Here is a 12587-nt window from a genome sequence, read left to right as displayed (position 1 = left end):
GGAAAGCTGCTATGCGACAGAACCTCGCACCGTTGACCTGCAACCGTTCCTGCGCGGCTGGAGCCGGTGCGGTCTCGGCCCACCAGTGAGCCTCTATAACTCCTTTCTGATCCGCACGGCGGCGCTCTCAGCGCGGCCGCTGCCATGGGCGTGAGTCCGGGGCAGGCTTGGCCGGAGAAGACAACCTCAAGCAGGCTTTCATCGATGCGTTGGGCATCGTGCAGTAGGTACGAAGGTCGGCCACTGGACCGTTCGTCTCCTGGCGACGAAGGGCACCGAGTTGTGTAGCAAGCTGGCAGTGCTTCGAGACAGTGAGCTGTCGATCGAGTGTGAACCCGGCAAACCGCGATGGCTCTTCGACCATGATTCCTCGGTCGTCGATGCCTTCATCAGCCAACCACCCTGTGCGGGCAGCCCTGGCACGGGTGAGTTCCTGGACCTCATCGACGATGACAGCCAGCGTATGGGCCGGGCCATGTGACGCGCCGCTTTGCCAGGGCGAGCGAGAGGACGTCGTTGAAGTCGTGTACGCCGCGCTAGATGCGCAGCAACTCGTACGCCTCGTACAGCACCCGCTCGGCTTGCCGGTGCGGCCGGCGCAGCTCGGTGACGTACAGGGTCCGGCCGCCGGTAGCCTGGCGAGGTGGGCCACGGCGCAGCCCGATCACCGTCTTGCCCGTGCCCTCGCTGATGGGTGCCAGACCCAACCAGTTCCGGCGCACCAGCGTCCAAGCCGAGCAACCCATCGGACACAGCGTCGACAGCACCTTCTGTGTGACCGCCGATCCCTCACAGCGGGCTGACGCTCCAGGCACTGAGTGGCGGATGCTGCTCTAGTCCGCGAGTCCTCCGGCATGGCCAGTTCTCTGCCCCAGCCCAGCTTGCGCACTTGTGTGCGCCCCAATGCCCCGGCCTACCGTTCTCGGCCGGCCGGAGCACGCGGACACCGCGGGGGGACGCATGGCAAGAACTGCGCGACAGATCCTCAGGGAACTCAACGTCTCGACGACCATCCACGTCCGTTCGACAGCGGACCTGGTGGAGCACACGGGCAAAGCAGCGGCAGCCATCGACAAGCAGCGACGCGAGAAGGGTCAGGAAGCAGGGCGCAGAAAGTCCGACCTGCAGCCGGTTGTGCGGGCCGAGTGCGGCCGGACCATCGAGCTGACGCCGTGGCAGGTGCTGCATGCCGTAGCGCGGGGTTACGTGCTGGCAGGCCAGGGCATGGGACGGGGGCTCGCGGAACACTGGCAGAGCCTGAAGTACTGCGAGGCAGTGCACGGCGACCGGGCTGGAGCCATGGAGCTCACGGACAAGGGTCGGACTGCCGAGCGCAGGTACAAGGCCATGCAGTCTCAGGAGTTGGGCGTCGGCTTCGGACTCGCCGCGGCAGAGCACATCATGAAACGGCAGTACCCGGACCACGTGGTCTCGGTCGTGGACACGAGCACAGTGCTGCGTGCCGGCTGGGCCCTGGGCGGCTCCGAGCGGTCGAAGGGCTCACGGCCCCGGCCTGATTACCTCATCGAGGCATGGAAGCCCGGCGAGCCGTCAATCGTCACCTTCGTGGTGTGCAGAGGAAACCACCAGAAGCCGAGCAAGCGGACCCGCCGATCCCGCAGCACCACAGTCCGACAACTGGCCAGGGGCTCAGAGCTGGCCGAGGGCATGCAGATCGGCCCGTGGAACACAGCGCAGTGCCTGCTGCTCTCCACCGAACTCATGGGACAGGGCGGAGTCGTGGTCAACGTCCTGCAATCCCCCGGTGAAGCGCTCCTTCCCGAGCGCATACCCGGTGCGCCGCGAAACGCCGATCTTGAGGCTGAGGAAAGGAGCGGTATCCCCTACCCGAACGCGATCCACATACCCGCATGCGAGGGGAAGAGGGCACGGACCGTCGACGGCTTCCAGGTGTCCGAGGAGGATCTGGCCTGGTTCGGCCAGCTCCTGGCCCGAACCGGGAGCGCCGGCCTGACCGCGTTCGCCGGCGGAGGTCCCAGGACGGCCCAATACCTGACCAAGGGCCAGGGACGACAACACTACGACGTGCCCACTTTCGCAGCCACGTCCAGCTTTCACGACGCACATATCGTGATCGGTGGCACCAAGTTCGTCGGCACGGATCACGTCTTCCGCATGGAGACCGTGCGAATCGAGGCATTCTCCGGCATGGTCGAGGAGCTGTACGACTTGATCAGCCAGGGGCGCGTCGAAGACTACCGACGTGCAGCCCATAAGCTCCGCTCCCACTGGCACGGCGCGGATGCAGCCAGACGCTGGAACGGCCCGATCTCTTTCCACGAGGACGGGACCGTCATGGCCCTGAGCATCCTGCCGATCCGCAGAAAGCGCCCGCTGTGACCCGCCTCCCGCAATCCCGCTGACCCCAAGTGGCGCACGATCCCCGGTTGACCAAACCGGGGATCACAGGCAGCAGGGCCCGCCCGGCCGGCTTCGACGATGCGTTGCGCGTGGCAGTGTGCCCAGCTCGTTCGCTCCGACCGCCTTACCTGGGGGACGGACAACGGCACCTGCGCCGTCCGCGTCGTCGGCCACGGCGACGGACTGCACCTGGAGATCCGCCTACCGGAAGCGGACGCCAACCCCTACCTGGCGCGCTCGCCGCCGCACACCACGGCATCGATCATCGCCTGCAGCCCCCGCCGCCCTGCACCAGCAACGCCTACCAGACCGAGGCGAGGTCGGTCACTGGCACGCTCCACGAGTCTCTGGATGCCTTCCACAACAGCCCGGTAGTACCCCGCCGTGGTTGAGCATTACACCCACCTCAGGCAGGTCGAACTCGACGCCCCGCAGTGTCGTCACTGATGCCGAATGGCGCCGGTCGTTCGCCCCGAGCTTGACCACCAACTCCCGAAGACACCTGCCGCACAGCCTACGAATACCGCGAAGCGTCTTCTCAGGCCCAACGCAACCGCCCGCCAGCAGACCCCTGCGGCCAGCCGACGGGCAGATTCTTGCCCTCTGGCTGCCCTCCCGACGAGCGTCAGGAGAGCGTCACGAGCGTCATTTCAGCGTCAGAAATTCGCCCCTAACGCCCATAGCGCACATAATGCACGCCAGGTAAAACCGCAGGTCAGGCGGGGTTTCCCGTGGGCTTCAGGATGGCGACGCACTCCACGTGATGGGTCATCGGAAAAAGGTCGAACGCCCGCAGTGTCACCGGGCGGTAGCCGGACTCCGCGAAGTACTTCAGGTCGCGGGCCAGTGCCGCCGGGTCGCAGGCGACGTAGGCGATGCGGCGGGCGCCCAGGGAGGCGAGGTGGCGGACCGTCTGCTTGCCGGCGCCGGCGCGGGGCGGGTCGAGGACGATGAGGTCCGCGGAATCGATGCCCGTACGCGGGAGGACCTGTTCGACCTTGCCCTGCTCGATGCGGACGCGGTCGAGGTCCTGGAGGTTGTGGCGGGCGTCCTCCACGGCGCGCTTGCTGGACTCGATGCCGAGCACCGCGCCCTTCTCGCCGATGCGCTCGCCGAGGGCGCCCGCGAAGAGGCCGACGCCGCAGTACAGGTCGAGGGCCATGTCGTTCTTGCGCGGCATCAGGCCCTGCATGACGGCCTTGACGAGCATGTCGGCCGCCTGGGGGTGGACCTGCCAGAAGCCGCCCTCGCCGACGCGGTACGTGCGCTCGTCGGCGCGCTCGCGGACGAAGGGGCGGCCGTGCACGCGGTGCACCGCCTTGTCCTTCTCCCCGATGCGCATGACGGAGACCGGCTTGTCGAGCTCGACGATCGGCAGGCGGCCGCCCGGCTTGGGGGTGAGGATGACCTGACGGTCGGCGGAGCCGCTGGCGGCGATGGCCTCGACCGTCGCGATCTGCGGCCACTCGCGCTTCTCGATGCCGAGCTCGCTGACGCCGGGGGCGGCGATCATGCAGTGGTCGATCACCTGGACGTCGTGGGAGCGGTGCTTGCGCAGGCCGGCGTGGCCCTCGGCGTCGATCGCGTACTGGACGCGGGTGCGCCACGCGGGGACCTCGCCCTTGGCGACCTTGTCGCCGGGGGCGGGCATGACGGTGCCGTCCCAGCCGGCCTCCTCGGGCGTCAGGCCCGCCAGGTGGCTCAGCTGCTCGGCGACGACGGCGCCCTTGAGGCGGCGCTGGGCGCCGGGGGCGGCGTGCTGCCAGTCGCAGCCGCCGCACTTGCCGGGGCCGGAGAAGGGGCAGGGGGCCTCGACGCGGTCCTTGGAGGCGTCCAGGATCTCCACCGCGTCCGCGCGCAGGAAGCGGGACGTCGATTCGCCCTCGGTGATCCGGGCGACGACGCGCTCGCCGGGGAGCGCGTGGCGGACGAACAGGACGCGGCCCGCCTCGGTGCGGGCGACGCAGTGACCGCCGTGTGCGACCGGGCCGACCTCGACCTCGTACTCGTGGCCGACCAGCGATGCTTCGGTCTCTTGCTGCATGGCGGGTCGACTCCAGAGCGTTCAAAAGGGGTGAGGCGGGGACAGCCGTCCAGTCTACGTCCCGCCTCACCCCTCCCGTGACCGCGCTACTTCTTGGTGGCGGCCTTTTCCTTCTTCGGCTCCGTGACGGGGCCGCGCCGCACCGCACCGGGGGCGCTCCACTCGGCGCGCTTGCGGGCCCGCAGCTTCGCCGCCTCGGAGGAGTCGAGCTGCCAGGGCACGGAGGTCACCATCACGCCGGGCGTGAAGAGCAGCCGGCCCTTGAGCCGCAGGGCGCTCTGGTTGTGCAGCAGGTGCTCGTACCAGTGGCCGACGACGTACTCGGGGATGTAGACGCTGACCACGTCGCGCGGGCTCTCCTTCCGCAGCCGCTTGACGTAGTCGATGATCGGCCGGGTGATCTCGCGGTAGGGCGAGTCGAGGACCTTCAGCGGTACGTCGATGCCGCGGCGCGACCACTCCTCGCGCAGCGCCTTGGTCTCGGCCGCATCGACGCTGATGGTCAGGGCCTCCAGAGTGTCGGAGCGCATGAGCTTGGCGTAGGCCAGGGCCCGCAGGGTCGGCTTGTGGACCTTGGAGACCAGGACGATGGAGTGCACCCGGGAGGGGCGTACCGTCTCGTCGCCGGGCTCGTCGGCGGCGGCGATCTCCTCGGCGACCCGGTCGTAGTGCTTCCGGATCGCGGTCATGGTGGCGTAGAAGATCACCATGCCGAGGAGGGCCACCCAGGCGCCGTGGGTGAACTTCGTCAGCAGCACGACGACGAGGACCAGGCCGGTGAAGAAAGCGCCGAAGGCGTTGATCGCCCGGGAGCGGATCATGTGGCGGCGCTTGGCCGGGTCGGTCTCGGCGAGCAGGTGGCGGTTCCAGTGCCGCACCATGCCGATCTGGCTGAGGGTGAAGGAGACGAAGACGCCGACGATGTAGAGCTGGATCAGCTTCGTGGAGTCCGCGCCGTAGATGTAGACGAGTATCACGGCGGCCGCGGCGAGCAGCACGATGCCGTTGGAGAACGCGAGCCGGTCGCCGCGGGTGTGCAGCTGGCGCGGCAGGTAGCGGTCCTGGGCGAGGATCGAGCCGAGCAGCGGGAAGCCGTTGTAGGCGGTGTTGGCGGCCAGGAACAGCACCAGCGCGGTGGCGGCGGCGAGCACGATGAACAGGAACGAGCCGTTGCCGAAGACCGCCTCGGCGACCTGGGAGATCACCGGGTTCTGGGTGTAGTCCTCGCCGACGGGCGTGCCGTTCCTGAGCAGGTCGGTGGCCGGGTGCTCGGCCATGCGCACCTTGGTGACCATGGCCAGCGCGATGATGCCGCAGAACATGGTGACGGCGAGGCCGCCCATGAGGGCGAGGGTGGTGGCCGCGTTCTTGCTCTTGGGCTTGCGGAAGGCGGGCACGCCGTTGCTGATCGCCTCCACGCCCGTCAGGGCGGCACAGCCGGAGGAGAACGCGCGCAGCAGCAGGAAGACGAGCGCGAAGCCGGCCAGGCCCTGGTGCTCGGCGTGGATGGTGTAGTCGGCGGTCGGGGCCTTCATGGTCTCGCCCATGAACAGGCCGCGGATCGCACCCCAGCCGATCATCACGAAGACGCCGCCGACGAACACGTACGTCGGGATCGCGAAGAGCTTGCCGGATTCCTTGACGCCGCGCAGGTTCATCAGCGTGAGCAGCACGATGACGGCGATGGCGCAGGTGGTCTTGTTCTCGACGACGAAGGGGATCGCGGAGCCGAGGTTCTCGATGCCGGAGGAGATGGAGACGGCGACCGTCAGGACGTAGTCGACGAGCAGGGCGCTGGCGACGGTGAGTCCGGCCTTGGGCCCGAGGTTGGTGTTGGCGACCTCGTAGTCGCCGCCTCCGCTCGGGTAGGCGTGCACGTTCTGGCGGTAGGAGGCGACGACCGTGAACATCAGCACGACGACCGCGACGGCGATCCAGGGGCTGAAGTGGTAGGCGGACACGCCTGCCACGGACAGGACGAGCAGCACTTCGCCCGGCGCGTACGCCACGGAGGAGAGGGGGTCGGACGCGAAGACGGGAAGGGCGATGCGCTTGGGGAGAAGGGTCTCCCCAAGCTTGTTGCTGTGCAGCGCCCGGCCGATGAGGATCCGTTTCGGCAGGTCGGTCAGTTTGGACACGCAGAGGATCGTAAGGGTTCGATATCGATACCGCCCACCCGGCTACCCGGCGGAGCCGAAATCCGTTAAGGGGCCGTTAAGAGCCCGGGACGGGTCTTGACGGGCGCCGCGGGGGCGGTATTCGGTCTCAGGGGCGCAGCACGACGGGCAGCGACCGGTGGCCGTTGGAGATGAAGGAATCCACCTGGAGCAGTTGCTCCGGGGCCGCCGCCGGCCTCATGCGGGGGAAGCGCTCGAAGAGGGCGGGCAGCGCGATGGCGGCCTCCAGCCTGGCCAGCGGGGCGCCGAGGCAGAAGTGGACGCCGTGGCCGAAGGAGAGGTGCTCCTTGGTGGCACGAGTCACATCGAAACGGGCGCCGTCGTCGCCGTAGAGCTGCGGGTCGCGGCCGGCCGCCGCGTAGGAGGCGATGATCGCGTCGCCCTTGCGGAGGGTGATGCCGCCGTCGAGTGCGATGTCCTCGGTGGCGTAGCGCAGCGGGAGGTTCGCGACTGGGGCCTGGACGCGCAGTGTCTCTTCGATCACATCGTTCCAGCCGGCCTTGCCGTCGCGGACGAGGGCGAGCTGGCCGGGGTGGGTGAGCAGCGCGTGGATGGCGTTGTCGAGGAGGTTGACCGTGGTCTCGTGGCCGGCGCCGATCATCAGCAGGAGGGTGTCGACGAGTTCCTGCTCGCTCAGCGGGGTCTCGGCGTCGTCGTCCCGGGCGGAGATCAGGACGCTGGTCATGTCGTCGCCGGGCGTCTGGCGCTTGGCGGCGACGAGGCCGCCCAGGAGGCCGTACATGCGTGTGTAGTTGGCCGTGACCTCCTCCGGGTCGGCGGAGGTGTGGAAGATCGAGTCGACGCACTCGCGCAGGCCCTCGCGGGTGGGCTCGTCGTCGACGCCGAACAGCTCGCAGATCACCTGGATGGGGATGGAGTAGGCGTAGCGCTCGCGCAGGTCGACGATCTCACCGGGCGCGGTGGCGGCGAGGTCGTCGAGGAGGCAGGCGGCCATCTTCTCGATGCGGGGGCGCAGGGCGGCGGTGCGGCGGGCGGTGAAGGCCTTGGAGACGAGGACGCGCAGCCGCTTGTGGTCGCTGCCGTAGGCGGTGAACATGTTCTGCACCGCCACCCAGGTGTACAGCGGCCACTCCGGGGAGATCTCGCCGTTGATCCAGGCGGGCCAGTGCCGGCGCGGGTCCTTCGAGACGCGGGGGTCGGTCAGCAGCTGCTTGAGCAGGGCCTGGGTGGTTACTGCCCACGCCACCACGCCGCCAGGGAGCTCCACAGGGGTCGCCGGCCCGTGGGCGCTGATGCGGGCCGCCTCGCCATGGATGTCACGGCCGGTGGGGTCGATCGGGACGGGGCAGGTGTGGCGTTCCATCGGCTCTCTCCGGAGATCTCGGGCGGCAGGTGCTCGGCGGACGGGTGGTGCGGCCGGTCGCCCGGGTGGCCGGGCCGTCCCGGGTGGACGGGGGCGGGCGCCGGTACGGGCACGGGCACCGGGGGGAAGCGCACGGGCAGGGCGGTCAGGGCGCGGTGGAAGGGGCCGGGGCGCCACACCAGCCGGTCGGCGGGCACGGCCAGTTCCAGGTCCGGGAGCCGGTCCAGGAGCTTCTCGACGGCGGTGGCCGCGATGAGCCGGGCGGGGTCCTTGGCCGGGCAGTGGTGCGGGCCGGCGCTCCAGGCGAGGTGGGCGCGGTTGCCCGCGCGGCGGTCCGAGCGCAGGGCGGGGTCGGTGTTGGCTGCGGCGAAGCTCACCACGACGGGCTCGCCGGCGCGCAGCGGCACGCCTCCGAAGTCCAGGTCCTCTAGGGGGTAGTGGACGGCGTAGTTGGCCATCGGCGGGTCGAGCCAGAGGACCTCGTCGAGGGCGTCCTCGACGGGCATGCTGCCGCCGGCCAGGTCGCCCGCGAAGCGGTCGTCGGACAGCAGCAGGCGCAGCGCGTTGGCGATGAGGTTCTGCTGCGGCTCGGTGCCGGCGCCGATGAGGACGACGAGCTGGTGGAGCATCTCCTCGTCGCCGAGCTGGACCGGGTGGGCCATCAGCCAGGACGTCATGTCCGCGCCGGGCTGCCGGCGCTTGAGGGCGATGAGCTCCAGGAGGCTGCTGGTGATGAGGGCGTCGGCCCGTTCGGCGTCGACGCCGTCGAAGATGCCGGAGAAGCCCTCGACGAGGCGGTCGCCGAGTTCGGGCGGGCAGCCGAAGAGCTGCTGGAAGACCAGCAGCGGCAGGACCTTGGCGTAGCTGCCGAGCAGATCGGCCTCGCCGAGCGTGGTGAAGCGGTCGATGAGGCTGTCGGCGCTGCGCTCGACGTAGCCGCGCAGGGCGTTGGGGTCGATCCGGGCGAGACTGTCGTCGACGGCCTGCCGGTAGCGGCGGTGGTCGTCGCCGTCGGAGAACAGGCAGTTGGGCCGGTAGGCCATCATCGGCACGACGGGGTTGTCGGGCGCGACCCGGCCGTCGGCCAGGGCCCGCCAGTGGCGGGCGTCCTTGACGAACCGGTCCGGGCTGCGCAGCACCTCGAGCGCGGCGCGGTAGTCGGTGACGAGGGTGGCCTGTACGCGGGGTGCCAGCTCCACGGGCGCGGCGGGCCCGTACTGCCGCAGCCGCTGGTAGACGGCCTGCGGGTCGGCGGCGAAGTCGGGGCCGTACAGGGGGGTGCCGGGGCCCTGGCGGACGGGCCGGGGCGCAGGGGATCGGTGGGCGGGGCAGCCCGGTGGCGGCACGGGGCCGGCGTCGGGATGGTGGGTCACACGTGCTCCTGGGCGGTGCGGGTGCGGAGGTATTCCACCAGGGTGATCAGGGCGTGCGTGGAGGAGATCCGGTCGCGGGCGTCACAGGTGACCAGCGGGGTCTCGGGGAGCAGGTCGAGGGCCTCGCGGATCTCCGCCTCGGGGTGGGCGGGCGCGCCGTCGAAGTGGTTGACCGCGACGGCGTAGGGCAGGCCGTGTTCCTCCAGCAGGCCCATGACGTCGAAGGACTGTTCCAGCCGCCGGGTGTCGGCGAGGACGAGCGCGCCGAGCGCGCCCTGGGTCATGTCCTGCCAGAGCCGGGTGAAGCGCTGCTGGCCGGGGGCGCCGAAGAGGTACAGCACGAGGCTGTCGCTGAGGGTGAGCCGGCCGAAGTCCATGGCGACCGTGGTGGTCGTCTTGCCCTCGATGCCGGCCAGGTCGTCGACGAACGCACCGGCCTGCGTCATGGTTTCCTCGGTGCGCAGCGGCCGGATCTCCGACAGCGAACCGACGAACGTGGTCTTGCCGACCGCGAAGTGTCCGACGACCAGGATCTTGGCGGCGGTCCGTACGGTCCGCCGCAGATAGACGCCGCCGTCGGGGTGAGAGCCGTACGCGCCGGGGTCAGAGGCGAGCGCGGAGTCCATCGAGCACCTCCTGCAGGATCTGGGCCTCGGGCAGCTGTGCCGAGGGAATGGGGGCGCGGGTGGAGAGGTGGCCGCTGTCCACGAGGTCGCCGAGCAGCACCTTGGTGACGCTGACGGGCAGCATCAGGTGGCCGGCGATCTCGGCGACGGACAGGGCGCCGCCGAGGCACAGTTCCATGAGCGCGCGCTTTTCGGGGCTGAGGCCGCCGAGCGGCAGGTCGCCGTGCGCCATGACCAGGGTGACCAGGTCGAAGGTGTTGCGGGTGGGGTGGGAACGCCCGTCGGTGACGACGTACGGGCGCACCAGCCCTTTCTCGCGCCTCGGCGCCGGCGGGGTCATTCCGGGCTGCCCGGGCCCTGCCAGCCGTCCTGCCGCGGCGGGCTGACCAGCTCCTTGCCGAGCCGGTCGACCGTCTTCTGCATGCGGTAGGTGACGGCTTCCATGTCGACGTCCGCGCCCGCGGAGACGGCGAGGTAGGCGCCGGGACCGGCGGCTATGAGGAAGACGTAGCCGTGGGCGAACTCCACCAGCGTCTGCCGCCAGGGGCTGTCCTGATGGGTGGGGTGGGTGCAGAACTCGGTGGTGGAGCGGCTGATGGACTGCAGCCCGGACAGGGCGGCGGCCTGGCGCTCGGCCTCGTCCCGGTCGATGCCGCGGGAGTGGGCACGCAGCATGCCGTCGGCCGACAGCAGGATCGCGTGCCGGGCCTCCGGCATCTTCACGACCTCGTCGAGCATCCAGCCCAGCTCTTTGTTCAGGTGGTCGTTCACGCGTGCGGGTTCCCTTCGTCTTCTGCGGGGGTGCCGGGAGGGCGGGTGGGGGCCTGGCCGCCGGGGAAGCCGGGCGGTGGGCCCGGGACCTGGCCCCCGGCCGGCGGCTGCGGACCGGTGGCCGGTCCGCCGGGGAGGTGCGGGAGCGGGTGGTTGCCGGTGCGGCCGGACCGGGTGCCGCGCGCGAAGGCGCCCATGCGCCGGGCGTTCTCCTCGGCGGTGCGTTCACGGGGCAGCTCGGTGGGCATGGGCGCCGCGGGCCGGCCGTGCGCGCCGGCGCCGGGCTGCCGACGGCGGCGCTTGGGCAGCCCGCCGGCGGTGGAGCCGGTGACGGCCGGGCCGCCGGGGGCCGCGCCGTCGGCGGGCGGGGCGGCCGGCGGGCCGAGCGGAGGCAATTCCTCCGCAGCGTGCGTCCGCTCCGGGGGGCGCGCGTGGGTACGGGGCGCCTCGTGCGTACGGGGCTGCTTGTTCGCCCCGTTACGGGCCCGCCTGCGCCCCGTCAGCGGCGTGGTGCTCGGCCCGTCGATCTCGAGCTGGGTCAGCAGGGCGCTGGGCAGGAACAGGACGGCCCGGACACCGCCGTACGGCGAGCGCGTGTCGACCGAGACGCTGAAGCCGTAGCGCGCGGCGAGCACCCCGATGACAGGGAAGCCGAACTGCGGGGGGTCGCCGAGGCGCGAGACGTCCACCGCCCGCCGGCCGGACAGCATCGCGACGGCCTGCTGGACTTCCTGCCCGTCCATGCCGACGCCCGCGTCGTCGATGACGACGCAGGCGCCGTTGTGCACCGGCTGGAGGCTGACCTCGACGGTGGTGTTGGGCTGGGAGTGGCGGGCGGCGTTGTCGAGGAGCTCGGCGACGGCGAGGACGACGGGCTCCACGGCCCGGCTGACGACGGCGATCTCGGCGTGCGGATGCACCCGTACGCGGCGGTAGTCGCGGATGCGCGAGGTGGCGCCCCGTACGACGTCGGTCAGCGGGGAGGCGACGCGCTGCCGGCCGGGCCAGGAGCCGCACAGGACGGCGATGGCCTGGGCGCGGCGGCCGAACTGGGAGTTGGCGTGGTCGATCTCCAGCAGGTCCCTGAGCACATCGGGGTTGTCGTGCCGGTCCTGCATGTCGGAGATGGCCAGCTGCTGTTCGTGCGCCAGCCCCTGGAGGGCGCGCATGGACGCCTTGAGCGCGGCCTTCGCCGACTGGTCGGCGCGGGCCTGCGCCTTCTCCCCGGCCTGGGCGAACAGCTCCATCACCGACTGCAGGCGCTGGGCGAATGCGGTTCCGGTCAGCCGCTCGTCGAGCGGTCCGGGGAGGGGGGCGTCCGCAGTCGCCGCGTCCGCGACGGCGGGCAGCCGGACGCCGACCAGGTGCCCCAGCTCCTCGTCACGCGCGCGGAGGCTGTCCTCCAGCTGGGCGACGCGCCTGCGCACTGCGGTGGCGATCGTCCGCTGGCGCAGCAGCAGGACCGCGACGGCGGTCAGCGCGATGGCCAGACACCAGATCACCACCTCGGGTATGTGATGTGACATCAATTCCTCTTGGCATACGGGGACATGTGGTGGCGCCACCCCCCGGCGGCAGCCGGAGGAGGGACAGGTTCGGCGTCCTGACGTCCCGTCCAGAAGCGGAATACGCCGATCATCCTAGCCGTGCGGGTGACCGTGTGTCCGATCTCCGTCACGAATACCGAACAGGCTTACGCCCCTTCTTCGCGCACATACCGGGGAGCGGGAGAGGTAAGGCGATATCCGGCCGAAGTCCGGCGATTACCGACGGCCCGTCACGCGACCGATGGCGTCCGGCTGTGGACCGCCCAGCAGGACGGCCACGGTGGAACCACACCCTCCAGGGGCGGGGGCCGCGGCGGGCGGGGGTGACGCGATCAGGGCGGCA

11 protein-coding genes are annotated in these 12587 nt (G+C 70.6%); 2 read left to right on the top strand and 9 right to left on the bottom strand.

The annotated features are described in order from the left end of the window. Nucleotides 1-536: 536 nt before the first annotated feature. Nucleotides 537-746 (bottom strand): hypothetical protein, encoded by a 210-nt coding sequence (locus AB0F13_RS04040; RefSeq protein ID WP_362074775.1) that lies wholly within the window; start codon nt 744-746, stop codon nt 537-539. A gap of 214 nt (nt 747-960) precedes the next feature. Between AB0F13_RS04040 and AB0F13_RS04035 the strand changes: the two genes are divergently transcribed. Together AB0F13_RS04035 and AB0F13_RS04030 are read left to right on the top strand one after the other, a co-directional pair. After that, entirely contained in the window at nt 961-2361 is a 1401-nt protein-coding gene (locus tag AB0F13_RS04035; RefSeq protein ID WP_362074772.1) for a hypothetical protein, read from the top strand. Between the two features lie 99 nt (nt 2362-2460). Beyond that, nucleotides 2461-2757 (top strand): hypothetical protein, encoded by a 297-nt coding sequence (locus AB0F13_RS04030; RefSeq protein ID WP_362074769.1) that lies wholly within the window; start codon nt 2461-2463, stop codon nt 2755-2757. 340 nt (nt 2758-3097) lie between these two features. On the opposite strand, the gene AB0F13_RS04025 is transcribed toward AB0F13_RS04030, so the two are convergent. The 8 genes from AB0F13_RS04025 to AB0F13_RS03990 all read right to left on the bottom strand — a co-directional run bounded on the left by AB0F13_RS04025 (nt 3098) and on the right by AB0F13_RS03990 (nt 12223). Then, nucleotides 3098-4426: a TRAM domain-containing protein gene (locus AB0F13_RS04025; RefSeq protein WP_362074766.1), complete on the bottom strand. Its 1329-nt coding sequence runs from the start codon at nt 4424-4426 to the stop codon at nt 3098-3100. A gap of 86 nt (nt 4427-4512) precedes the next feature. Continuing rightward, nucleotides 4513-6564, bottom strand: a complete 2052-nt coding sequence (locus tag AB0F13_RS04020) for an APC family permease (protein WP_362074763.1) — start codon at nt 6562-6564, stop codon at nt 4513-4515. Between the two features lie 127 nt (nt 6565-6691). After that, nucleotides 6692-7813 carry a cytochrome P450 gene (locus AB0F13_RS04015; protein WP_362074760.1) on the bottom strand — a complete coding sequence of 374 codons (1122 nt, stop codon included), beginning with the start codon at nt 7811-7813 and terminating at the stop codon, nt 6692-6694. Further along, entirely contained in the window at nt 7795-9300 is a 1506-nt protein-coding gene (locus tag AB0F13_RS04010) for a cytochrome P450 (RefSeq protein WP_362074757.1), read from the bottom strand. The genes AB0F13_RS04015 and AB0F13_RS04010 overlap by 19 nt, the downstream gene beginning before the upstream one ends. Next, nucleotides 9297-9926: an ATP/GTP-binding protein gene (locus AB0F13_RS04005; RefSeq protein WP_362074754.1), complete on the bottom strand. Its 630-nt coding sequence runs from the start codon at nt 9924-9926 to the stop codon at nt 9297-9299. Before AB0F13_RS04005 ends, AB0F13_RS04010 begins: the two co-directional genes overlap by 4 nt. Continuing rightward, nucleotides 9904-10266 (bottom strand): DUF742 domain-containing protein, encoded by a 363-nt coding sequence (locus AB0F13_RS04000; RefSeq protein WP_361895462.1) that lies wholly within the window; start codon nt 10264-10266, stop codon nt 9904-9906. The genes AB0F13_RS04005 and AB0F13_RS04000 overlap by 23 nt, the downstream gene beginning before the upstream one ends. After that, on the bottom strand, nt 10263-10697 hold the full coding sequence (locus tag AB0F13_RS03995; protein ID WP_362074751.1) for a roadblock/LC7 domain-containing protein: 435 nt from the start codon (nt 10695-10697) through the stop codon (nt 10263-10265). The genes AB0F13_RS04000 and AB0F13_RS03995 overlap by 4 nt, the downstream gene beginning before the upstream one ends. Beyond that, nucleotides 10694-12223, bottom strand: coding sequence for an ATP-binding protein (locus AB0F13_RS03990; protein ID WP_362074748.1), 1530 nt, complete (start codon nt 12221-12223; stop codon nt 10694-10696). The genes AB0F13_RS03995 and AB0F13_RS03990 overlap by 4 nt, the downstream gene beginning before the upstream one ends. Between the last annotated feature and the right edge of the window lie 364 nt (nt 12224-12587).

It is taken from the genome of Streptomyces sp. NPDC026206 (assembly GCF_040638465.1).
Taxonomy (GTDB): Bacteria; Actinomycetota; Actinomycetes; order Streptomycetales; family Streptomycetaceae; genus Streptomyces.
Note: the sequence above shows the minus strand (reverse complement) of the source record. Positions and strands in the feature narration are given on the sequence as shown.